Source organism: Oribacterium sp. P6A1 (assembly GCF_000702885.1).
Taxonomy (GTDB): domain Bacteria; phylum Bacillota; class Clostridia; order Lachnospirales; family Lachnospiraceae; genus Oribacterium.
In genome coordinates this window covers 162352-186655 of record NZ_JNKO01000003.1, presented here as the reverse complement: position 1 = coordinate 186655, position 24304 = coordinate 162352, and the positions used below count along the sequence as shown (strand labels likewise).

The 24304-nt window shown below is 44.5% G+C and carries 17 protein-coding genes; 13 read left to right on the top strand and 4 right to left on the bottom strand.

The annotated features are described in order from the left end of the window. The first annotated feature begins 54 nt into the window (after positions 1-54). The 4 genes from T515_RS03360 (at position 55) to T515_RS03345 (ending at position 3956) form a co-directional block, all read left to right on the top strand. Positions 55-1029 carry a MetQ/NlpA family ABC transporter substrate-binding protein gene (locus T515_RS03360; protein WP_036607547.1) on the top strand — a complete coding sequence of 325 codons (975 nt, stop codon included), beginning with the start codon at positions 55-57 and terminating at the stop codon, positions 1027-1029. Between the two features lie 185 nt (positions 1030-1214). Further along, positions 1215-2378 (top strand): pyridoxal phosphate-dependent aminotransferase, encoded by a 1164-nt coding sequence (locus T515_RS03355; protein WP_036607545.1) that lies wholly within the window; start codon positions 1215-1217, stop codon positions 2376-2378. Positions 2379-2410: 32 nt separating this feature from the next. Beyond that, complete coding sequence (locus T515_RS03350; protein ID WP_081832644.1) at positions 2411-3448, top strand: lactate/malate family dehydrogenase; 1038 nt, start codon at positions 2411-2413, stop codon at positions 3446-3448. Next, complete coding sequence (locus T515_RS03345; RefSeq protein WP_081832643.1) at positions 3438-3956, top strand: FAD-binding oxidoreductase; 519 nt, start codon at positions 3438-3440, stop codon at positions 3954-3956. The genes T515_RS03350 and T515_RS03345 overlap by 11 nt, the downstream gene beginning before the upstream one ends. A 60-nt stretch (positions 3957-4016) precedes the next feature. Here T515_RS03345 and T515_RS17325 read toward each other — a convergent pair whose 3' ends face one another. Further along, the gene (locus tag T515_RS17325) at positions 4017-4244 is read right to left on the bottom strand and encodes a hypothetical protein (protein WP_036607543.1); all 228 of its coding nucleotides are present in this window, start codon (positions 4242-4244) and stop codon (positions 4017-4019) included. Here T515_RS17325 and T515_RS03335 point away from each other — a divergent pair. From T515_RS03335 to T515_RS03310, 6 genes are all read left to right on the top strand, one after another. Beyond that, complete coding sequence (locus T515_RS03335; protein WP_051671386.1) at positions 4243-5691, top strand: ABC transporter substrate-binding protein; 1449 nt, start codon at positions 4243-4245, stop codon at positions 5689-5691. The genes T515_RS17325 and T515_RS03335 overlap by 2 nt on opposite strands. A gap of 198 nt (positions 5692-5889) precedes the next feature. After that, positions 5890-6816 carry an ABC transporter permease gene (locus tag T515_RS03330; RefSeq protein ID WP_036607541.1) on the top strand — a complete coding sequence of 309 codons (927 nt, stop codon included), beginning with the start codon at positions 5890-5892 and terminating at the stop codon, positions 6814-6816. Between the two features lie 14 nt (positions 6817-6830). Then, complete coding sequence (locus T515_RS03325; protein WP_242839316.1) at positions 6831-7739, top strand: ABC transporter permease; 909 nt, start codon at positions 6831-6833, stop codon at positions 7737-7739. 25 nt (positions 7740-7764) lie between these two features. Then, positions 7765-8784, top strand: coding sequence for an ABC transporter ATP-binding protein (locus tag T515_RS03320; protein WP_036607540.1), 1020 nt, complete (start codon positions 7765-7767; stop codon positions 8782-8784). Positions 8785-8888: 104 nt separating this feature from the next. Continuing rightward, positions 8889-9890: an ABC transporter ATP-binding protein gene (locus T515_RS03315; protein ID WP_036607538.1), complete on the top strand. Its 1002-nt coding sequence runs from the start codon at positions 8889-8891 to the stop codon at positions 9888-9890. Positions 9891-10228: 338 nt separating this feature from the next. Continuing rightward, positions 10229-11314, top strand: coding sequence for a M42 family metallopeptidase (locus T515_RS03310; protein WP_036607536.1), 1086 nt, complete (start codon positions 10229-10231; stop codon positions 11312-11314). A gap of 163 nt (positions 11315-11477) precedes the next feature. Here T515_RS03310 and T515_RS17545 read toward each other — a convergent pair whose 3' ends face one another. Then, positions 11478-11639 carry a hypothetical protein gene (locus T515_RS17545; protein ID WP_197026387.1) on the bottom strand — a complete coding sequence of 54 codons (162 nt, stop codon included), beginning with the start codon at positions 11637-11639 and terminating at the stop codon, positions 11478-11480. 275 nt (positions 11640-11914) lie between these two features. Between T515_RS17545 and T515_RS16355 the strand changes: the two genes are divergently transcribed. After that, on the top strand, positions 11915-14926 hold the full coding sequence (locus tag T515_RS16355) for an EAL domain-containing protein (protein ID WP_051671385.1): 3012 nt from the start codon (positions 11915-11917) through the stop codon (positions 14924-14926). A 27-nt stretch (positions 14927-14953) separates the two neighbouring features. Further along, positions 14954-17536, top strand: coding sequence for a substrate-binding domain-containing protein (locus T515_RS16350; RefSeq protein ID WP_051671384.1), 2583 nt, complete (start codon positions 14954-14956; stop codon positions 17534-17536). Positions 17537-17832: 296 nt separating this feature from the next. Here the strand turns inward: T515_RS16350 and T515_RS03295 are convergent, their stop codons facing one another. Further along, positions 17833-19125 (bottom strand): homoserine dehydrogenase, encoded by a 1293-nt coding sequence (locus T515_RS03295; RefSeq protein ID WP_036607534.1) that lies wholly within the window; start codon positions 19123-19125, stop codon positions 17833-17835. Between the two features lie 676 nt (positions 19126-19801). On the opposite strand from T515_RS03295, the gene T515_RS03290 reads away from it, so the two are divergent. Then, positions 19802-22276 (top strand): beta strand repeat-containing protein, encoded by a 2475-nt coding sequence (locus tag T515_RS03290; RefSeq protein ID WP_155988247.1) that lies wholly within the window; start codon positions 19802-19804, stop codon positions 22274-22276. Positions 22277-22470: 194 nt separating this feature from the next. On the opposite strand, the gene T515_RS03285 is transcribed toward T515_RS03290, so the two are convergent. Continuing rightward, positions 22471-24165 carry a phospho-sugar mutase gene (locus tag T515_RS03285; protein WP_036607529.1) on the bottom strand — a complete coding sequence of 565 codons (1695 nt, stop codon included), beginning with the start codon at positions 24163-24165 and terminating at the stop codon, positions 22471-22473. Positions 24166-24304: the final 139 nt, after the last annotated feature.

Here is a 24304-nt window from a genome sequence, read left to right as displayed (position 1 = left end):
ATACCAAGACAAGCGCTTTTTTTACCAGATTATAAATTAAGAGGAGAAGAGATTATGAAAAAGTCAATTTACTTAGCATTACTGGCAGCAACAGTTCTTGCAGGATGCGGATCATCTGAGACACCGGCAGCAAAGGCTGCTGAAACAACAGCTGCTCAGGAGACATCAAAAGCCGAAGAGACGACAGAAAAAGCCAAGGAAGCTGAAAGCGAAGCAGCAACAACTGCAGCGACCGAAGACACTGCTTTCGACTTCACAAAGGATCCTATCGATCTTAAGATCGGTGTAGTAGGTTCCGTTTATGATGAGCTCTGGGCACCTGCAGCAGCTAAACTTAAGGATGAAGGTATCAACCTTGAGATCGTGCAGTTCACGGATTACGTCACCCCCAACAACGCCCTTGCAAACGGCGAGATCGACCTCAATGCTTTCCAGCACCAGATCTACCTTGCAAAGGAAGTGGAGCAGTATGACTACAAGATTCAGGCCATCGGCAATACCTTTATCATTCCGCTCAATGTCTACTCCGATAAGATTAAGTCGATCGATGAGTTGAAGGATGGCGACAAGATCGCTGTTCCCAACGATCTCACAAATGAGGGACGTGCGCTTAAGGTCCTTGCAGCAGCAGGCGTCATAACACTTAAGAACAATGATAACTTCAACCCGACACTTGATGATATCGATTCCAATCCTAAGAACATCACTATAGAGGAGCTTGCTGCCAATACCATTCCATCAGCATTACCTGATGTTACAGCAGCTGTTGTAAACGGAAACTATGCTCTTGACTTCGGTTTAAAGACAGAGGATGCAATTTATAAGGACAGTGTTCTTGATGAAGAGAAGTACTGGAATCTTATCGCAGCAAAGACAGAAGATCTCAGTGACCCAAGACTTGTTGCCGCATATGATGCAGTTGTGGAGGCATTCCAGTCCGATGAAACAAAGAAAGTGTTTGATGAGACCTACGGTGGATACTTCATCAATGTAGGCTGGGACCAGGATCTGCTCAAAGAGTATAAGTAAGAGTTCAGCCCGGCACAAAGTCGGCTCATTCCCGCGGAAAGATAATACTTTCCGCGGTTTTTGAATTGATTCCGGAGAGTATCATAAATCTGTATTTCAAATTTTAAAAACTCAGGCGAAATACAGGCTTATGATGATCACATCATTTTCTGCAATGATCTTTCAAATTCAGGAGGCACATCATCATGAAACCTTTATCTTTAAGAACCGCAAATTTCACAGATTCCGTCATCCGCAGAATGACCAGAGTATCCAACAGATTCGGAGCAGTAAATCTATCTCAGGGCTTTCCTGATTTTGAACCTCCCAAAGAGATACTGGAGCGTCTTCAGCAGGTCTCCCATGAGGATTTCCATCAGTATTCCATCACCTGGGGAGCACAGAACACAAGAGAAGCACTGGCCGAAAAGGAGTCACATTATATGGGGATACCTATAGATCCGGACTCTGAAGTGGTCATCACCTGCGGAGGCACAGAGGCCATGATGGCAGCCATGATGACTATTTGTAACCCGGGAGATAAGGTGGCCATATTCTCGCCCTTCTATGAGAATTACGGTGCGGACACCATACTTTCAGGAGCCGAGCCTATCTATATCCCTCTGGTTCCCCCTGAGTTCAATTTCGACCCTGAAGTACTGGAGCAGGCATTTAAAGACGGCGCAAAAGCGCTTGTTCTCTGTAATCCCTCAAATCCCTCCGGAAAGGTTTTTAGCCTTGAAGAAATGCAGACCATTGCAGATATCATCAAGCGTTACGATGCCTATGTTGTAACTGATGAAGTATATGAACATATCATTTACGCACCGAACAAAATGGTCTATATGGCAGCTCTTCCGGGCATGAAAGAACGCACCATCGTGACCGGTTCTCTCTCAAAGACCTATTCCATCACCGGATGGAGACTGGGATATACCATAGCACCTCCTGAAATCACAGACCGCATACGTAAGGTCCATGACTTCCTGACTGTGGGTGCTGCGGCACCTCTGCAGGAAGCGGTAGTTACAGGTCTCAGGTTCCCACAGGAGTACTATGATAAGCTTCAGGAAAAGTACACCCACAAGCGTGAGCTTTTCTGTGATGGACTTGCCGAAGCAGGCCTCAGATTCCAGCGGCCGGAGGGTGCTTACTACGTGATGGCTGACATTTCGGAATGGGGCTACGACAGCGATCTTCAGTTCTGCTATGACCTTGCGGAAAAAGTTGGAGTAGGTGCTGTTCCCGGCTCAAGCTTCTTCCATGAGCCTGTGAATCATCTGATAAGATTCCACTTTGCAAAGAAGGACGAGACTCTGAAGGATGCCCTTAACAGGCTTCAGGACATACACACAAAGCTGAAGAAGTGAGACTTAATATATCATCTTAGGGAGGTAATAAAATGAGTAAATTAAAAATCGGTATTATCGGAATCGGTCACGTAGGCGCACATGTACTCTACACCCTTGCTCTTCAGGGACTCGGTGATGATTTTGTTCTTGTGGATCTGCCTGACAATTTAAAAAAGGTTCAGTCTGAACGTCAGGATGTGCTGGACAGCACCGAATTCCTTCCCCATCCGGTCAGAATTCAGGTGGGGGAGATAGAAGATCTGTCGGACAGAGACATTATCATCAACTCAGTAGGTGACATCCTCAGTCTCAAGGGAACACATACACGACTTACTGAGATGGAGTTCAATATCAAGGCAATCAGTTCCTACGCCGGGAGACTTAAAAACAGCGGCTTCAATGGCATACTCATAAACATATCAAATCCCTGTGATGTCATAACCAAATGGCTCAGCGATCTTCTGGAGCTGCCGAAGGGACATGTTTTCGGTACAGGAACAGGACTTGATACTGCAAGACTTAAGTTAAGACTTCAGCAGCAAACCGGAATAGATACGAGAAGCATCTCAGCTTATATGATAGGAGAGCATGGAAATGAGCAGATCGCACCATGGAGTACCGTAAGCTTCAACGGAATTCCCCTTTCTGTGAAAGCTGCTCTGGATGAACGCTTTCGTTTCGATCAGGATGAAATGGAAAAAAGTGCACGTGAAGGCGGCTGGACTACCTACAACGGTAAATTCTGCACGGAATATGCCATTGCATCAACTGCGGCAAGGCTTGTGGATATAGTAAGCAATGATAAGCACAGTATCGTTCCCGCAAGCTGTATGCTTGATGGACAGTATGGAGAGTCCGGACTTTTCGCAGGGGTGCCGGCAGTAATTGGCAGAAACGGTATAGAAGAAGTGATCGAGCTTCCTCTGTCAGCTGAAGAAAAGGAACACTTCCATAAGTGCTGCGAGGGCATACGCGCAAATCTTCAGGAATCAAAGCGGATTTATGATGCTTTAAAAAATGATAAACTGGAAATTCCGAATTTCACCGATAGTCATACAGTAAATGGATATGAACTGACTGACATCTGAAAAAAACGGTTCAGGGATTGCAAAAGAGACCGGTGCCATCGACTTTGTTGTTTTAAACGACAAAGAAAAATCCAATGAAATCTGGGCCGTAAGAGGAGCTTTGGTCAATGCTGTAGAAGCTGTCTCTGAGCAGGAACCTCTGGATATAGTGGTTCCCATTGACCGTACTGCTGATTTTGTGGAGTATGTCAATGCCTTGGAGCAGAAGACAGGTGTAAGGCTCATAAGCTTTGGTCACGCAGGAGACGGTAACGTACATCTCTGCGTTGTCCGCGGAAATCGTGAGGAAAAGGAATGGGAGGAAGTCCTCGACAGGGTCTTAACGGAACTATACAGTGAAGTGCGTAAGATGGGCGGTCTGATCTCCGGGGAGCACGGACTCGGATTATCCAAGAGAAAATATTACTTCAATGAAACAGATGATAATGCTGTAATCCTCATGAACCGGCTTAAGGACGCACTGGACCCAAAACATATTCTGAATGATAAGAAATCCTATATCCGTTGAGAAATGATTTTTGTGATAAGAACAAGCAGGCTTCTGTAGCCTGAAAAAAATACTGTCGTATCAACTTGCTGTTTCTACATCAGCTCTCAGTGCCTGCAGCGCACCAACAACAGGAAATGTACCTTCAGGCTCCGGAAGTTCCACAGCCGAAACAACCGGCTCTGAATCAAAGACAGCTGAATCATCAGAAGCAAACGGAACAACGGAAGCTGCAGCAAATGATACGGCAGAAACAGAACGCAAGGTTCTTAAGTTCGGCCAGGCCAATGCGGGAGACGGTCTCGACATGCAGATCTCCACTTCATCAAGAGCCGCATCCATCGCGGATGAAATCACAGAATCTCTTCTCCGTTTCACAGAAGATAATGAAGAGGTTCCTGTTCTTCTTACAGATTTCCCGACGATTTCAGAGGATGGTCTTCTCTACAGCTTCGAACTGAAGCAGGGTGTTCACTTCACAAACGGTGCAGAGCTTAAGGCTTCTGATGTAAAGTTCACCTTCGAGCGTATGTTCACCCCTGATACAGGAGCAAAATCCACAGCTTACTTCAAGATGATCAAGGGCGCACAGGACATGCTGGATGGAAAGGCAACCGAACTCAGCGGTTTCGAGATTCAGGATGATTATCATTTCACAATCACCCTTGACTATGCATTTGCACCTTTCTTAAAGAACATAGCCACTTCCTATGCTGACATCTTCCCTGAGGAGGCATGCCGCGCAGCAGGAGACAAGTGGGGCTTCGGAACAGACCTTATAGGAACAGGTCCTTACAAGATAGAGTCAAACGACGATTCAACACAGGTAACTCTGGTAAAGAACGAGGACTACCACGGCGGTGATGTGAACCTTGATGAGATAGACTTTATCTATTACGACGATGACCAGACAAAGCTCATTGCTTACGAGAACGGAGACATCGATCTTGCCGATCTCAATGCTTCCCTCTTAAGCCAGTATCAGGAAAGCCACGGTGACGAAATCACTGCTTACCATCCACTTGGAACCGCCTTTATCTCTCTTAACTTAAAGGCTGATTACATTAAGGATATCAATGTAAGAAAGGCTATCTCACTGGCTATCAACCGTGAGGAGCTGGTTGATACCATCCTTAACGGAGCAGGAATTCCTGCCACAAGCTTCCTTAACAACAGCATCCCGGGTCATGATGATTCACTTTCGGTTTATACATACGATCCCGAGGAGGCTAAAAAGCTGCTTCAGGATGCAGGTTACGGTGACGGAATCACTATCGATGCCGAGGTTCGTCAGGCAGACCAGACCGTTTTCGCCGCACTTCAGGGTTATCTTAAGGAGGTAGGCATTACCCTTAACCTAAATGTAGTGGACAATGCCACATGGACTTCAGACAGAACAGCAGGAAAGATTCCTGTTACAGGCATGACATGGAACGCCCTTTATCCTGACGGTGATTTCCAGATGTATAACTACTTCTACTCAAAGAATTCGGATGCCCAGGGTGTGTTCTATAACAATGCCGACTTCGACAAGGATCTTGATGAGGCAAGAGTTCTGACAGACGAAGCAAAGCGCGCCGAGCTTTACAAGGATGCCGACAGACTGCTTTCCCTTGAGGACTATGCATGTATCCCTCTTTACTATCCGCAGAGCCAGTTCATCGCAAAGCCTTATGTAAAGAACTATAAGGTCGGAAACCTCATCTACCACTTCTTCGATGTGGATATAGATGCAGCCGCAAAGGCTCAGAGCTGATAAAGGTCGAAAATAACATATAAGTTTTGATATCTCAAATAGATGTCGTTCGGGTAATTTGCGAACGGCATCTTTTGTAGATTAAATTATGTCTCCCTCAAGGTATAAAATGTCAGTTCCTCAGGAATCTGAATGCACTAAAATCAATCAAACCCGGGAGAACTTAATATTTATCATTCTATTTCCGGAGGAATATCTATGTGGCGCTATGTGCTGAAACGTGCACTGCTTGCCGTTTCCATCATTTTTTCCATCTCACTCATCACTTTTCTTATTCTCAATGTCCTGCCCGGAGATCCTGTGGCCATGATGCTGGGAGATTTCGCGGACGCAAATAAAATAAAAGAGGTAAGGCACAATATGGGGCTTGACCTGCCTCTCTGGCAGCAGTACCTAAAGTGGATCACAAACCTTATAAGAGGGGATTTCGGAAGCAGTTATTTCCAGAAAAAGCCTGTTCTTTTCCTTATCCTTCAGGCATTTCAGTATACTTCCTATCTTGCGGCCATGTCTTACATCATTGCCCTGATGATCGGGCTCTTCATGGGAATCATAGCAGCCGTATATCACGGAAGCGTTCTTGACCGGTTCCTCATGAGCATTTCCGTTCTCGGCATCTCGGCTCCATCCTTCTGGGTGGCCATACTTCTCCAGATTTACATCGGTCTTAGATTTAAGATATTTCCGGTTTCAGGCGTACAGACCTCCATCGGATATGTGCTTCCCGCCATAGCTCTCGGAACCAGATATGCCGCATCCATCTCAAGAGTCACCAGAGCATCCATGATGGAGGTAATGGGACAGGACTTTATCCGTACTGCCTACGCTAAGGGGCTTAACCCCTTCCGTATCGTCATGGTTCACATCTTCCGTAATGCTCTTATTCCGGTCATCACCATCATAGGCGCGGATATAGGATCACTTCTCACCGGTTCCATGATAACTGAAAATGTTTTCAATATACCCGGAATCGGAAAGCTCCTTATCGACGCCATAAACAGAAGAGACATACCTCTCGTTCAAGGCGGTGTTATCTATGTTGCCACTGTCTGCGTCCTCATCTATTTCATAGTTGATGTACTTTATGCCGTGGTGAATCCGAATATAAGACTTGGTGATAAATAAGATTGGAGTTTACGATGACAAAAAGTATGACTGTTAAACTTGATTCCTTCGGAAAAGAGATAGTAAAAAACGACAGACCTCACGGTTACTACTACGAAAGCTTCCGCATATTCAGGAAGAACAAAGTAGCCATGATTTCTCTTGGAGTACTGGTGATTCTTATCCTGCTTGCTTTAGCGGCACCACTTATTACCGCATACGACCCTGACAAACAGGTACTGTCAGAGCGTCTTCTTTCACCGGGAGTGAAGGGCCACTTATTCGGAACCGATGAATTCGGAAGGGACATCTTCACAAGATGCATTTACGGATGCAGAATTTCCCTTTCGGTAGGTATCATTTCCCAGCTCATTGCTTCAGTGATAGGCTACCTTATGGGTGTTTCAGCCGGGTACTTCGGAAAAAGAGCTGATGACGTGATTTCATTTCTCATCCAGGTCTTCAGCAGTATCCCATTCCTGCTCTTCGCCATGGCACTTATGTATGCGCTTGGTTCAGGTCTCATAAACCTTTATCTGTCTCTTGGCCTTTTGAGCTGGGCAAATACAGCAAGACTGATCCGCGGTCAGGTCATGACCCTTAAGCAGCAGGAGTACATCCAGGCCTGCATAGTTAACGGAGGCTCCAGTGCCCGCATCATCTTCAGGCACCTGCTTCCTAACTGTATTCCCATGCTTATCATCACAAACACTCTGGGCATCCCTTCAGCCATTCTTACGGAAGCCAGTCTCAGTTTCCTGGGTCTCGGTGTCCCGAGTCCAACTGCCAGCTGGGGAGCCATGATTGCATCAGCCCAGACCTACATCAGGACCAATACCTACTACAGCCTTTTCCCGGGACTTTTCATCATAGCCTCCGTTATGGCCTTCAATATGCTGGGAGACGGTCTCAGGGATGCACTGGATCCTAAGCTTCATAAGTAAAATATTAAACAGAAGAGAAATAATTATGTCCGAGAATACAGAAAAAAACATACTTGAAATCAGGGATCTGAATGTGGATCTCTTTACGGAGAGAGGAGTACTTCCGGTCCTTTCTCATATCAATCTGAATCTTAATGAGGGTGAAATACTCGGAGTCGTGGGAGAGAGCGGCTGCGGCAAGAGCATGCTGGCCTCAGCCATAATGGGGCTCGTGGATAAACCGGGAAAAATAAGCTCCGGAGATATACTCTTTAACGGAGAGAATCTCGTAACGGCAGGCAAGAAACGGCTTCAGGAGATAAGGGGCAATGCCATCTCCATGATATTTCAGGAACCCATGACGAGTCTTAATCCTCTCATGACCTGTGGAAAACAGATTACCGAGGCTATCCTTGCCCACAGGAAAATATCCCGCAGGGAAGCTTCCTCTGAGGCTCTTGAAATGATCCGTTCCGTAGGCATCCCCATGCCTGAAAAGATCTTTGATTCCATCCCTTCAAGACTGTCAGGCGGAATGAGACAGCGCATCATGATCGCCATGGCTCTGTGCCTTAAGCCAAGACTCCTTATATGTGATGAGCCGACAACTGCTCTTGATGTTACGGTACAGGCTCAGATTCTTTACCTCATCAAAAAGCTCAGAAAGGAATTAAAGACTACGGTGATCTTTATCAGCCATGACATGGGTGTCATTTCCCAGATGTCTGACAGAGTGGCTGTCATGTATGCCGGTCAGGTAGTTGAGATCGCTGATAAGAAAGCGATATTTTCCATGCCTTCACATCCCTATACTGTAGGTCTTGAAGCTGCCATCCCTAAAATGGACAGGGATACAGACACCCTTTTGAGTATTCTGGGTTCCGTCCCTATGCTCTACGAACTTCCTGAAGGATGTCTCTTCTCAACAAGATGCGCACACTGCACTGAGCAGTGCAAACGACAGAGACCTGAGCTTACCATACTGAATGAAGCCTATCCGGATCATCTTGTACGCTGCATCAATAAAGACAGGTCAGGACTTCAGCATAGTGCCTCAGTATCATAACGGATTACTCAATAAGCTTTTCAGGGCTTCAGCACAATGCCCCGGTATCATACAGTGCAGACAGAAGAAATAAACTGTTAATCTTAGAGAAAGGTAACTTCTTTATGGAAACAACTATATCCGAAAGAAAAAATACAGAGCCTGTCTTAAGGGTCTCCCATCTGAAAAAATACTATACCTACGGTAATGGGTTTTTGTCCCCCAAAAAGACAGTCATAAAAGCAGTTGATGACGTGTCTTTATCCTTATATCCGGGTGAGACCCTCGCCATAGTAGGAGAGAGCGGCTGCGGGAAATCCACAACGGCAAAATCCATCATCCGGATAACCGAGCCCACTGAAGGCTCCATCACTCTCCACGGACAAGACTTCGGACATCTGTCGGGAAAGGAGCTTAAATCCGCAAGACAGAAGATAAAAATGATCTTTCAGGATCCTTATTCCGCCCTGAATCCGCGTATGACAGTACGTGACATAATAGCAGAGCCCATAGATATTTCAGGTTCCTACAGAACACAGTCAGAAAGAGAGATGAAAGTACTGGAAGCCTGCGATATGGTAGGACTGAACAGAGATTATCTTAGCCGTTATCCCCATGAATTCTCGGGAGGACAGAGACAGCGTATAGGCATTGCAAGAGCCATCATCGAAAAACCTGATGTTATCTTATGTGATGAACCGGTGTCTGCCCTGGACGTATCCATACAGGCAAAGGTCATAAACCTTTTAAAGGAGCTTCAGAAAAAGCTTGGAGTCTCATACATCTTTATTTCCCATGACTTAAGTGTAGTGAGACATGTGGCAGACCGGGTAATGGTCATGTATCTTGGTCATGTTGTTGAGGAAGGAAGCCGGGATGACATCTTTAATTTCCCTAAGCACCCCTATACCCGTATACTGCTTGACAGTATCCCATCCATAGGTAAGGAAATGCCTGAGGATGAACAGCAGCTTATATCGGGAGACCTTCCTTCTCCGGAAAATCCACCGGCAGGATGCTGCTTCCATACAAGGTGCCCTCATTGCAAAGAGAAGTGCAGGAATTCAGCTCCGACACTTACAGAAGTTCCGGGGGTGCCGGGACACAGGGCTGCATGCTTCTGCTGAGCAAATATGATTTTCATCCATAAGCTTATTGCAGAGTCAAACATCTCATATTATTACCCAGATACCACTGACTCACGCAGAAAATATAAAACTGAACTTTCCATATGATCTGAAGGTTATATACACATTCAGGTAAACTCAAATTAGGTATATGCCTTTAAGGAAAGTTCAATAGTGAACTTTAAAACTAAATAGTCGGGGCAGAAACAAGCTCGGAGGAATACGGCTCGTTCATGACCATTGAGAGACAAAGTTGGAAAGTGAACTTTCAAACTTTGTTGGCGGGTCAGATACGAGCTCAGATGAATCCGGATCGTGCCTGACCCTTGGAGGTAAAAATGAAACTTTCAAAAGAAGAAATAGCATCAGATTTCAGAAAATTGATCAAACCGCTTTCAGAAACCTTCGGACCATCCGGACAGGAGGACGAGGTCTATGAGCTTATCGAAAAAGAGATAAAGGATTACGGTGTCAGTATTTCCACCGATATCATGGGAAATCTTATCGCTTACAAAAAGGGAACCCGTCCAGGTAAGCTCATGATTGCGGCCCATATGGATGAGATAGGACTCATCATTCGCTATATCAATGAAAATGGCTTCCTCTATGTTGAGACCCTTGGAGGTATTGCTCCCCAGCAGTTCTTCGGTAAGCACGTTATCATTCGTACCGAATCAGGAGAACACATCGACGGAATCATAAATTCACTTCATCCCGGGCGTCCTGACCGCTGTACGGAGATGCCGAAATCGGCAGGAGAGTTCTTCATCGAAGTAGGTGCCGACTCAAGAGAAGAAGTTCTGGAAATGGGTATTCAGGTGGGAGACCCGGTTTCCATCGACTATCCTGTTATAGAGCTTGGAAAACACAGGGTAGGCGGTAAGGCCATGGATGACAGAGCCCTTGTGTTTATGCTCATAGAGGTTCTCAAAATGCTTAAGGATGAGGAGGATACTCCTGACCTTTATGCTGTTTTCACCACCCAGGAAGAGGTAGGTGCGCGAGGTGCCATAGTTGCAGCCAAAAATCTGAAACCTGACATGGCTATAGCCCTTGATATGAGTCTGGGAACTGATATTCCGAGTGTTTCTGCAGGACTTCAGGTAAATGAGCTTGGTAAAGGAGCCTCCATTAAAATCATGGATAAAACCACAACCGGTATATACGGACTTCTTTCCGACAGAAAGATTGTAAAGGAAATGAAGGATATCTGCCGGGAGAATGATATTCCTTACCAGATAGAGGCCTATGCGGCAGGTGCCACGGATGCTTCATTTATCCAGACCCTTAACGGCGGTATCCGTTCAGGCGGAATACAGATACCTATGCGCTATGTGCACAGCTATGAAGTGGTGGATGTCCGTGACATGGTGAACTGTGTCGAGCTGTTGTACCATTTCATAAAGAAAACAGAAGTCATCTGATGATGCTGCAATTTACACAGTAATGTGTGGGGTGACGCTGTCAGTAAACTGTCTGCTGATGGCCACAGGGTTTTCGCAGAAAACCTGATCAATAGAATAAAAAGCTTATAAAAGAAACGGTGCTTTACTCTGTGTATCGCACCGTTTCTTTTTTATATCATCCTCAATGTGTTGTATTATTTCTATATTCTTTTTTAACTACTACTCTGGCAGGCTCCTCCTGTAGCTTCATGCTCTGAATCAGGCCTCCTACAATAAAAACCGCCACCAGTCCTGCAGATACCAGAACTTCCGTAAAATCCATAATAATAGTCCATAAATTCATAATAACCGTCCTCCATGACCTTCATTTCCCTAAAATTGATGTGAAGACTATATCAGAGCTTTCATCACAAAACTGTCACAGATTTTTAAAGGATATTAAATATGTGACACTATTGTGATTTTCGACATGATATATTTAATACAAAGAATACGCTCACGGAACATTTAAACAATTCAGGAGCTTAAGTTTGAAAGTGATCTTTCAAACTTATCAGGTGGGTCATATACGAATTCGGGCAGGCTCGATTCGGGCAGGCCCCTGGAGAAAATATATATATGAGAGAATCAGTAGATATAACTGAGCTTGATGATATAGATCGAAATTTCAACAGCTTTAATATGCCCATGCAGCTGGAGTATGACTCACTGACGGGGCTTCTTTGTCGTGGGTCATTTCTTGAAAAAGCTGCCAATGATATCCCGGATCTTCTTAAGAGATTCGGGCATGCAGTCATCATCACTCTGGATTTAAAGGACATGAAGGGCTTCAATTCAAGCTACGGTCAGGAAGAGGGAGACAGGCTTCTCTGCGGAATAGCGGATATCCTAAAGCAGCACTTCGGAAATGAACATTGTTCCCGCTTCGGAGAGGACCGCTACTATGTTTACACAAGAGCCGTTGGCATAGACATAGAGCTGGACGGAATCATTAAACAGATACAGAACATGAATAACGGGCATACCCTTCCTGTACGTATGGGAATCTGTGCCATTAACAGTGACGGTCTTTCTGTTGACATCGCCTGCGACAGAGCCCGTATAGCCTGTGATACCCTTCGTGACAGCTATGATTCCGGCTTTGTATGGTTTGATGAAAAGCTGGCGGATGAAAACACCAAAAAAGAATACATTATCAAAAATCTGGATACTGCCATCTCAAAAGGATGGATTCAGGTCTACCTTCAGCCTGTCATCCGCACACTGACGGGAGAATTGTGCGGTTTTGAAGCCCTGTCAAGATGGAAGGATCCAAAATACGGACAGCTTTTGCCGGGAGACTTCATCAAGATACTGGAACAAAGCAGACTTACCCACAAACTGGATAACTACGTGGTACTGAAGGTGGCCAGGCTTCTTCGTGAAAGGCAGGATAACGATCTTCCTGTTGTTCCGGTTTCCGTCAATATCTCAAGAGCCGACTTTGTTGTCAGCGATTCCGTTTCTTATATAACCGAGATTGTCAACCGTTACGGTATCAGAAAAAATCTCATCAACATAGAAATTACCGAAACCGCCATGGTTAGCGACAACGGTATCATCAGTACAGCCATCGACAGATTCCGTGACGAGGGCTTTTCGGTCTGGATGGATGATTTCGGAAGCGGTTATTCGTCTCTTAACGTACTGAAGGATTTCATGTTCGACCAGATAAAGATCGATATGGCTTTCTTCAAGAATTTCAATGAACGCTCAAAGACCATCGTCACCATGATGATAGAGATGGCCAAAAAGCTTGGCATTCATACATTGGCAGAGGGAGTGGAAAGCTATGAGCTCCTTAATTTCCTGAGAAGCATCGGCTGTGAAAAGATACAGGGCCATTTCTTCGGAAAGGCTATGCCCTGTGAGGAGATATGTGCCTATCTTGACTCCAGAAAGATCCAGTGGGAAGCAAGGCATAACGCCGTTATGTATGATAAGGCCGGTCTTGCCAATGTCATCGTCGACAATCCTGTGGCCCTCTTTCTTTCTGACGGTAATTCCTTCACCGGTCTCTACTGCAACGAACAATTCAGAGATATCATTATGACCGCCGGATACGAGGATCTGTCTGCTTTCGAAAAAGACATGAATCTTCCTGAAAGTCCAAAGGGCAGAAAATGCAGAGATCTGGCCTACAAGGCAAAAAGGCACAATTCGGAAGAGTACATGACCTTCCTGGCAAACAACAATTACTACCGCCTGTCATTCAGGGTCATTGCCGCCAGCAATGAGACATATATCCTTTACACCACCATGGACAGTCTGGTTTACGATAACGACAGAGTCCACACCTCGGAGCTTGACACCATCGCAAGAAAGATAATGTTTAACTATGACAGTATCCACTATGTGGATATGATAGAGCATACCGGTGCCATCATCGCCAGCAATATCCCGACGGAAAAGGTGGGGGATGTTATAGAGGATACCGGCTCCTACTACTCAGAGCACGTTATGCAGTACATTCATCCGAATGAGCATGAAAGATGGAAAGAGTTCGTTTCTATCGGAAATATACGAAACCTTTTAAAGAACAACCGCCGGGGCAATTTCTCGGCACTGTTCCGGATGCGGCAGATAGACGGAAGCTTTGAGTGGACAGAATTTACAGTCACCTCCTTCCGCGGAACAAATTCCCATAAGCTTCTTGTCAGCAGCAAACCTGCCATAATAAATGACCCTTCGGTTTTGAAGGTAATAGAGAACCTTGTAGGAAACAATCCCGGAAATACAGAACCCCATCATGTGGTAACAGAGAACATCTGGGATGTTCTCATTAACAAGAGCGACGTCAAGTTCTTCTGGAAGGACCGTAATCTCCGTTTCCTCGGAGCAAGTAAGGCATTTTACGAATACTACGGTCTTACTGCCGAACAGGTAGTCGGCAAAACAAGCGAAGAGCTGGGATGGCACATAGATAATTCCATCTCCAGAAAAACCGATGAAGCCATAATCAACAAGGGTGAAACTGTTCAGGAAGCCTTAAGACAAAATATAGTAAATGGTGTGTCCCATCGTATAGCCGTAACCAAGTATCCACTGTATAATAAAGGTAAGATACAAGGTCTCATGGGATTCTTTGTGGATACCGAGCAGAACTCTGCTGATTCAGGTGTCTTTAACTTCACGGATCCTGTCACAGGACTTATGAACGGGCGCGGTCTTATGGTGGCTTCCCTTGAGCTTCATGATAACTATCATAAGAATCGTGAAAATTACATACATGTGGTACTGGATATTCCTGAGTACACAGACATCCAGGAGGATTATGGTGATACTGCATCTCAGGAACTTCTCTGTAAGGTTGCAGACATACTGAGAAGCATTTTCAAAACGAGCTTCATACTCGCGAGAGCCAGCGGTGCACAGTTCTCAATCTGTAAAGCAACCACCGGCTTTAATGACCTGATGGATCTCGTACAAAAAGCCCAGACGGAAATCCATAAAATCCATTCACTGAACGGTTTCAACTGTACTGTGCATGCTGATTACGGCATAGCCAGAGCTTCGGAAGCGAACACCGTTCAGGAAGTAGTGAGCCTTGCATTTTCAAGAATGAGAAAGAGTAGAGAACAGAATTTTTAGGCTCAATGCAGCGGAATGGAGATTATTATGAGAAAACGCATTTCGGCTGCCATGATAGCCATGGCAGCTCTTGCTGTGTCCGGATGTTCAGGCAATAAGACGGCTGCAGCACCTGAAACCACAACTGTAAGTCCTGAAACAACAGCTCCCGTAAAGGAGAGTGAAGCTGAAAAGAAAGAAGCACCGGAGGAAAAGACAGAAGAAACCAAAGCTTCCGTTGCTCCCATAAAGCTTCCTGATTTCAATTACACCAAAGAAAACTTCCCACGTATGGATGGTTCAACAGCTACCGTACCTTTGGGAAAGGCTATCGCAAGCACCTTCCTTAACACTACTCCCGAGGATGTGGAGGATCTTTGTCACTTCAACAGAACCACCCAGTCCTTCCGAAACCTCCTTGCGGGAGATGCAGACATCCTTATAGTGGGAGAACCTAATGCAAAGGTCTTCTCCGAAATGGAAGAAGCGGGCTTCAAGTACAGAATCGAGAATTTTGCAACAGATGCCCTTATTTTCGTTGTCAATGAAGACAATCCTGTGGATTCCCTGACCACCGATCAGATCAGAGACATTTACTCGGGAAAGATAACAAACTGGAAGGAAGTTGGAGGAAACGATGCCGAGATCGTTCCTTTCCAGCGTAATGAAGGTGCCGGTTCACAGGCCCTGATTCTCAAGCACGTCATGAAGGATACCCCTATGATGGAAGCTCCGAAGGGGCTTGTTGCCACGGAAATGGGCGAACTCATGACTGCGGTAAAATCCTATGATAACTCTGCCAATGCCATCGGCTATTCGGTTTACTACTACGCCAACGATATGAAAATGGCAAATGGCCTGAAGATCATCGCCGTTGACGGAGTTTCACCGAATCCGAAAACTATCCGAAACGAGGAGTATCCTCATCGTAACGCATACTACAGTGTCATCCCGGAGGATGCGGATGTGACGGATGAACGTGTAAAGGGTGCACGAGTGCTCTATGACTGGCTGGTTTCCGAAGACGGTCAGCGCCTTGTATCCTCAATGGGATATGTATCTGTAATGGATGTTTCCTCCTTTGGGGATGAAGCTTCAGGCAAAGGACATAAACATCAGGACAATTTCATCCGCCTTGATAATGGCACCCTTACAGAAGTTTCCCCGCGTGATGATTACGGCCTGTTGATGCCCTATGACGGAGCATCCCTTTACGTAAGCTACGGATACAACGCAACCGGAGAAGATGAGGATGGCTACTCCTACCTTGCAGGATATATGAACGGATTCCTCGATACAAAAGGCCGGCTCGTTACAGACCCTGTTTACAATTCAATCAATGTCATCGATTACTACGATTCTCTGGAACGAAATGAAATCAGTCTTCCTTTCTACAGAGCGGTAAAATATGATCTGCCCTATGATTCGGCAGCATTTAACAATGAGGATGTGACACTGCCGAACGAAAACATTCACCAGAGGTTCATATCAAAGGACGGAAGCTTCGTCTCTCCGGAATACGGATATATCTCCGGAATGAGAGATCATGTGATGTGTAAGGCTTCTGATGAAACAAATGATTTCGTTATCTATGACCTTGATACCAATGTTGTAATGACCTACGACGAGCTTGACAAGGCAAACGATGGAATCGTTTCTCAAAAACTAAATCAGGGGGACTATCTCTATGACGTAAACTATAGTGACGGCTACTTTGTTTTCGATTTTAATGACGGCTACTATTATGTTGATGAAAACTCAAAAAAGATAGTTCTCGGACCTTACAGCTATGCCGAGCCTTTTAAGTACGGACGTGCCTTTGTACGTGACGGAAACTATGCCTCTGTTATCGATGAAACCGGAAAAGAGTACATAGGAAGCGGATATGAAATGGCGGAGATCCTTAATAACGGATATGTCGTTGCAAAAAATGATGCAGGAACCGACATTTACGACAAAACCGGAAAACTGATCCATACTCTTCCTGTCTGCAGCAGCATCGGAGTATACGACTGGGGATTCTACCTTAGCTTCTATTCAGATTCCGGCTGGTACTATACATACTATGACAACGAAGGCAATGAGCTTCTCAATGATGAAGAGAACATCTGGAACTTCGGAGATAAGATACCTATCGCCTATGCAAACGGTACAAAGGCCAGCCCGAAAAACGTCAGCCAGAATGAAAGTGAAGGCGTATGGCTCATGAACATCATAACCGGCAAGAGCATATTCATCGATGGCGCATCCTATGCTTATCCTTTCTATACCATAGAGGGAACTGCCGATGTTCCTTACATAAAGGTCAGCACTTACACGGATGAAAACACGGATACAAGGGAATGTGTATATGATGAAGATCTCAAGGAAGTCTTCCATGCAGATAACGGCTACATCAATATATCATCCGATAAATTGACCAACGAATGGCTTTTCGTCTGTGATGACTCTAAGGGAGATCATTACCAACTGTTTGATAAGAACTTCAAACTTCTGGTTGAGACTGAGAGTTATCCTGAAGTCTATGATCACTATATCGTGTATACCTGTGACAATGCTTCCATCGGACTTGATCCTCAGGGTAAAGAAATCTTCTGCTATGAGATGAAGGGCTCATACGGGAACGAGTAAATAAATCAAGTGATCGAATCGAAACTGCAACGGGATCGCACCGGCCCACTCGATTGAAAGTACATCCTGTTTGTCCTGTTCGTACCGGATGCACTCAGGTGCATCCGGAAACGTACAGTCCTGCACAGTCTGTTCTTTCAACTCGCAAGCCTTGGTGCATATCCCGATGCAGTTTCTGTTATTACATGATATAAGTGAGAGCGCAAAGTGCGAAACGATTCGATATCGAATTTTGACACTCACGTCATTGTATTAATAAAAAAACGGTTCCGGCATAAAGCCGGAACCGTTTTTCTTTATGATTTCAGTACTCTGAGAACATTGTCTACTGATGAAACCGAACCGTTTGTAAGAAGAACCTGCAGGGCAGTGGTGAGGATGCTCTTATCAACATCGTACACTATGAAAATCATAGGAACTGTTCCTCCTGAGTTGTCACCTGCACGCTGCATCATGGTCTTGATGCCGATGCCGTATACACCGAGAGTGGATGCGATCTGACCAAGAACACCGGGATGATCAACAGCATGGCAATGGATGTAATAGTGATGAGCTCCTTCACCGGCAAATTCAAGATCTGCATCATATCGAAGATGTGGAAGAAGGTCATAGGCTGCTCCCTTTTCGATCTTACGGGCAACACTGACAACATCTCCTATAACCGCGCTACCTGTGGGAAGAGGCCCTGCACCACGTCCGTAAAACATGAGATTGTCCACTGCGTTTCCTGTGATGTAGACTGCATTGAACTCGTTGTTGACATTGGCAAGAGGATGGTTCTCCGATACAAGGGAGGGCTCAACATTGCAGGTTACCTTACCGTTCTCGTTATGAGCTGTTGCAAGAAGCTTTATCTTGTAGCCGAATTCCTTGGCAAAGGCAATGTCTTCGCTGGTAACTGTTGTGATTCCCTTGGTGGGGATATCACCGGGCTTAATGCCTATACCGAAAAGAAGAGAGATGAGGATGGACAGCTTGTTCGCTGCATCGATTCCCTCAACATCGGCAGTGGGGTCAGCCTCGGCAAAGCCCTTCGCCTGAGCATCCTTGAGCACCTCTTCATAAGGTGTACCGTTCTCTGTCATCTTGGTAAGGATATAGTTGGTGGTTCCGTTAAGGATTCCCTGAACCTGACTGAACTCATTGGAGATAAGGGCACTGGAGATAGCATTGAGAATAGGGATACCTCCGGCTACACTTGCTTCAAAGCGGAGCATAAGCTGGTTTTTGTAAGCAAGCTCCTGAAGCATCTGTCCGTTTGCGGCAATAGCGGCCTTGTTGGCAGTAACCACATGCTTGCCTGCCTTCAGGGCATCTGCCATAAAGGTTGTGGCAGGCTCTATACCTCCGATAAGTTCCACAACTATATCTATATCAGGATCGTTAATGATGTCATAGGCATCGGTCACATATTTCTCTTTTGGTATGTCGATTCCTCTGTCGATCTCAGGATGACGATTAAGGATCTTCACGATTTCCAGGGACATACCTGTAGACTGCTCTATCTTTGAACGGCTCATCTCAAGGGTCTGATAGGTTCCCTTACCGATATTTCCTATGCCAAGCATACCAATGTTTATCTTTTTCATGATTTCTCCGATTTCAGATTATTTAAAGCCGATGTTACTACAAATGATTTATCGGCAGATTTTGGAAAAATATCCATCTTGTTATTTTAGCATATTTTATGAGGGCCGGACAATTTCGTTTAGGAATATCAATGATTACTATGGATGATTTATTTTGTTTAATACAGAAAATGCAAGGGCGGGTGCCGGCTCACTCAATTGATTTCACATCCCGCTTGCAGTGTTCGCCCCGTTCGCACTTACGTGCGCCCGGATACGAACACTTCTACGCGGTATGTGCTCTCAATTCGCAAGCCTTGGCACCCATCCCTTGCATTTTCTTCCGCTACTATACGAGTATAGTGTTATGACATTTCTATACCCGGTTAATTCGTTTCTACTCAATATCCAAGCAATCAAGAATTTTATGTCTATTTCATTAACATATGACGACTTTATAAAGATTTCACAACTTTAGCCTTATATATATATATATATTGACGAAATTTTAAACATAGTTGAGCGTGATGCTGTGGGGTGAGTATGAGAAAAAATATGCTACATAGTGCATAAAAGAAACACGTTTTTCTCAAGCATACCATATACAGCAATTTTAAATTCCGGCACTGACTAAATTCAAAACCAAGAGGGATCTGTTTTATTGGTTATGTGCCTCACAATCAGAAAGGTTAAAGGTATGAAAAGAAACTTTAAGAAGACAGTTACTATGCTTACAGCCCTGACAATCACTGTAGGACAGTGTCAGGTACCGGCTATGGCGGCAACAGGAAGTATAACAATTGATGATTCTGAGGGTGGTTATGTTACAGTAACACATGGCGAATCTGGCGAATCAGGTAATGTAAACAGCTCAGGAACTACAGTTTATGTTGAATCAAAGGGAAAAGCCAATACCGAGTATGGCGGTGATATAAAGACTAACCGAGGAGAAGTAGACCATAACGGCGATAACAGTAAAAATACTACTTCAAATCCTGATAATGATTACATTGAAACTATCAACTCTAACAGTGGACATGTAGGTACCAACAACACCGATGGTACTATAGTTACCAACGAAAAAACAGGTACCGTCGATACCAACCTGGGAACTATTCAGACCAACAATGGTACAGTTAAAAATAACGATAGTCCTAAGAATGAAGAAGGCGAAATTAATGTAGGTACAATTGAAGGAGGCGCAATTGTAGGTACAATTGATGAGGCAAGCTGGGGAGAAGCACCTAGTCTGATTGAAACCAACTACGGAACTGTTGTTAATAACAATGAAAACGGTACTATTGTGGAAAACAACGGTAAAATCGGCACCAACTATGGTAAAGTAAATGATAACCTCTCCGGTGGAACCATTGAAACAAACCTTGGTGCTGTTGGTGTTAATATTGGCACCATTGGTGCCAATAAGGGTACTGTTGGTTCCAATAAAGGTACCATTGATACCAATAAGGGTACTGTTGGTTTAGATGAAAAAAATAATACTCATAATTCAGGAACTATCAATTATAATGAGGCTAATCTTGATTATAATGGTGGTAAAGAGTATCCTAACGCTACCATTAATTACAATGGCTCTACTGTTGGCACTAACTATGGCATAATCAACCAGAACAGCAATGAAAAAGGCACGAAGGGCACTGTAAAAAACAATGAAGGCACCATCTATGATAATACAGGCACAGTAACCACGAATAATAAATATATTGATGAAAATAATAATAAAGTCGGAACAAACAATGGTTCAATCAATATAAACGATGGTACCGTTCAGGATAACGAATTGACTATCACAACTAACAATGGAACCGTGGGAGAGAATAACGGTACTATAACCACTAATAATGGGACTATTGAATACAACTATGACACAGTCAACAATAACCTGAATACCATCGACTGGAATAAAGCAGATGGATATGTTGAAACAAACTATAGTCAGATTAATAATAATTATGGCAAAATTTATCAGAATGGAGTAAGTTCAGACGAAGTCGAAGTTGAGAATACCGAGACCGCTGCTGTCGTTACGACAAATAACAGCATTATCACTATAAATAATGCTGTTATTGAGACCAATACACAGTCGGGAAAAGTTGACAAGAACAACGGCTTCCTTACTACTAACGAAGGAACAGTTTATCAAAACAATGGTCTGGTAACTGATAACAATTTCATTGTTGAAGTAAATGCCGGTGACGTTGTTAATAACGAAAATATCATCAAGGATAACCAGGGTGTCGTTTGGCAGAATAAGGGTGTAGTAAATAAGAACACCGGTGAAGTTTATAATTATGGTGGTACCGTAAAGGACAAGTCTACCGGTACTGAGTACTTCACAATCGCTATATCTCAGGGTCAGTATCTGTCAACAAGTGGTCTTGATGGTACAACTGCATACGATGATAAGACATGGTTAGGACAGCAGGGTACTGAGACTTCTTATACAACTATGCTCATCACACCTAACGATAATTATTACATCTCATCAATTGATGTTCCTGCCGGTGTTACAGCTACAAGGAATACTGATGGAACATGGACACTTACCATCGCATCCGGAACTCATATCGAACTTACCATTCCTGACGCAAAGTACATTGGTTCATCCGGAAGCTCAGGATCCGGTTCAGATAGTGATTCAGGTTCAGGCGGCGGATCAGGAACATCCGGTGGCTCAGGTAATACAGTTTCGGTCAATATGACACCTACAGCTACATTAACATTTAACTCAAGAACACCTGATATCCTCCAGTCTCAGGGTTCAGTTGTTCCTATGGTTATGGACGCTTCTTTCAATTTAGTGCCTGTTGATCTTTCAAGAGTAGTTGGTTACACAGATGATATGACAACCATCGCCAACACATTTACAGCAACCAATGGCACTGTAGCTCCTCAGAATACATTTGGTGCAGGATTCATTAACCCTGCTGATCTGTTCTTATCTTCAGCAGCAACAGGATTCTATGTTCCTGTTACTGCCAATGTTCAGCATGGTGTAACATACACAGTTGTTTACAGTAATGGAGAAACTTATACCGTTACATGTAATACAGACGGAACTTTGGATCTTCCTGTATTCAGGGGCACAGATGGAAATGCATTTACATTCGTAATCATAGCTAACCAGGCAGGACCCGGTTCTCTGACTGTATGATAGTTTAAACTCCAGAACCAAATTAAAATATGGTTGAAAAAAGCCGGTCGCAAATCATCTGCGATCGGCTTTTATTTACTTTTATGTTGATCAAATAATAATCGTTTTTAATGAGCCGTTTAGATTGACATCAGTGTATCAGATATAAACGACCAAAAACATACATTTATAGATGAGGGTTTAACTTACATAAATTACTCTACAGTCTGAATAAGAGCAAGTATCTCTTCCTTCAGGCGTTTATTGACGGAAAGTGCCTTTTCTCTTGAGTCCTGAACGGAGTAGATGTAGAACTTGATCTTTGGCTCGGTACCGCTTGGTCTGATGGCAAACCAGGAACCGTTTTCAAGGAAGAACTTGATGGCGTTCTGTGCGGGAATATCCTCGTAGCCGTCCTTGTAGTCGATGACCTTTACTACCTTTGAACCTGCAAGTTCTGTGGGATGGTTCTCACGGATCCAGCTCATCATACGCTTGATGCGCTGTGCTCCCGGTATTCCTTCCAGAACGAGGTTTGGCTCATCCTCTGCGAAGTATCCGTACTTTGCGTAAATCTCCTGAAGAACATCCCAAAGGGTCTTTCCCTGTTTTCTGTAGTAGGCAGCGGCTTCAGCTACAAGCATTCCTGCTGAGATACCGTCCTTGTCGCGGATTTCCTCGCATGCTGCGTAACCAACCGACTCCTCATAACCAAAGAGGTAAGTGTAGCCGTTCTCATGGAGATAAGGTATCTTTCCGCAGATGTTCTTGAAACCTGTAAGGGTCTCAAACATCTCAACGCCGTAAGCCTTCGCGATGATATCCGAGAGAGTGGAAGTTACGATGGACTTGATCATAGCTCCCTTCTTAGGAAGAGTGCCTGCTGTCTTATGTCCCTCAAGGATGTAATTTACAAGAAGATATCCTGTCTGGTTTCCGTTAAGAGGAATGTAGTTGCCCTCTGCATCACGAATCTCGATAGCAAATCTGTCTGAATCAGGGTCTGTTGCCATGAGAAGCTCGGCACCGAATTCACGGCCGTACTGTTCACTGAGTTTAAATGCCTTTGGATCTTCAGGATTCGGATATCCCACAGTCTTGAAGTCAGGATCCGGCATTTCCTGCTCGGGAACTATTTTCCAGTTCTTAAATCCGCGCTTCTTGAGCATCTCTCTGAAAGGTATGGAACCGCAGCCGTTAAGAGGTGTATATACGAATGGAATGTCCAGATCGATCTCATCACCGTCATGAATCTTCAAACTCAGAACCTTATCAAGGTACTCTTTGTCATACTCTTCACCGAGAACGGTTATGGCTCCTGTCTTTACGCCTTCCTCATAGTCTGATTTCTTAATGCCGTTCCAGATATCAACAGCCTGTATCTTCTCAAGCATGCCGTCGGCAACTTCGCTTGATACCTGACAGCCATCCTCCCAGTATGCCTTATATCCGTTATATTCCTTAGGATTGTGGGATGCTGTGATATTGATACCTGCTATGGTCCCGAGACGTCTTACCATGAAGGCAAGCTCCGGAGTAGGACGGAGAGAAGGAAAGGTGTATGCCTTTATTCCGTTGGCAGCAAGTATGCCTGCCGTAAGCTCCGAAAATTCTCTGGAAAAATGTCTCGGATCATGGGCTATAACAACGCCCTTTTCCATGGCCTCCTTACCGTGAGCCACTATATAGTCTGCAATGCCCTGGGTAGCCTTACCTACAGTATAGAAGTTCATGCGGTTTGTGCCGGCACCGACCTTGCCTCTGAGACCGGCAGTGCCAAAAGAAAGATCCTGATAGAAACGATCCTCCTTTTCTGTTTCATCATCCTTTATGGAAAGAAGATCCTGCTTTAAAGGATCTGTATCATCAAGCCTATCAAGCCATTCATTGTATCTGTTACGATAATCCATGTTTTCCTCCTGTAATATCCAAATATTCCTTTTGATTATAACTGATATACAGTCATCTAGCCACAGGGAAACGCTTTAATCAGTGTTTCCCTATATTATTCTTGATTCTGATAATAGCTATTTAATTCTTTTATATTTT

Excerpts from the sequence above, each read along its gene's own strand:
- T515_RS03360 (WP_036607547.1), top strand. The coding sequence starts at position 55 with ATGAAAAAGTCAATTTACTTAGCATTACTGGCAGCAACAGTTCTTGCA.
- T515_RS03335 (WP_051671386.1), top strand. The coding sequence starts at position 4,243 with ATGCAGATCTCCACTTCATCAAGAGCCGCATCCATCGCGGATGAAATC.
- T515_RS17545 (WP_197026387.1), bottom strand. The coding sequence starts at position 11,639 with ATGAATTTATGGACTATTATTATGGATTTTACGGAAGTTCTGGTATCT.
- T515_RS03315 (WP_036607538.1), top strand. The coding sequence starts at position 8,889 with ATGGAAACAACTATATCCGAAAGAAAAAATACAGAGCCTGTCTTAAGG.
- T515_RS16350 (WP_051671384.1), top strand. The coding sequence starts at position 14,954 with ATGAGAAAACGCATTTCGGCTGCCATGATAGCCATGGCAGCTCTTGCT.
- T515_RS03350 (WP_081832644.1), top strand. The coding sequence starts at position 2,411 with ATGAGTAAATTAAAAATCGGTATTATCGGAATCGGTCACGTAGGCGCA.
- T515_RS17325 (WP_036607543.1), bottom strand. The coding sequence starts at position 4,244 with ATGTCGAGACCGTCTCCCGCATTGGCCTGGCCGAACTTAAGAACCTTG.
- T515_RS16355 (WP_051671385.1), top strand. The coding sequence starts at position 11,915 with ATGAGAGAATCAGTAGATATAACTGAGCTTGATGATATAGATCGAAAT.
- T515_RS03355 (WP_036607545.1), top strand. The coding sequence starts at position 1,215 with ATGAAACCTTTATCTTTAAGAACCGCAAATTTCACAGATTCCGTCATC.
- T515_RS03325 (WP_242839316.1), top strand. The coding sequence starts at position 6,831 with ATGACAAAAAGTATGACTGTTAAACTTGATTCCTTCGGAAAAGAGATA.
- T515_RS03295 (WP_036607534.1), bottom strand. The coding sequence starts at position 19,125 with ATGAAAAAGATAAACATTGGTATGCTTGGCATAGGAAATATCGGTAAG.
- T515_RS03285 (WP_036607529.1), bottom strand. The coding sequence starts at position 24,165 with ATGGATTATCGTAACAGATACAATGAATGGCTTGATAGGCTTGATGAT.
- T515_RS03290 (WP_155988247.1), top strand. The coding sequence starts at position 19,802 with ATGAAAAGAAACTTTAAGAAGACAGTTACTATGCTTACAGCCCTGACA.
- T515_RS03310 (WP_036607536.1), top strand. The coding sequence starts at position 10,229 with ATGAAACTTTCAAAAGAAGAAATAGCATCAGATTTCAGAAAATTGATC.
- T515_RS03320 (WP_036607540.1), top strand. The coding sequence starts at position 7,765 with ATGTCCGAGAATACAGAAAAAAACATACTTGAAATCAGGGATCTGAAT.
- T515_RS03330 (WP_036607541.1), top strand. The coding sequence starts at position 5,890 with ATGTGGCGCTATGTGCTGAAACGTGCACTGCTTGCCGTTTCCATCATT.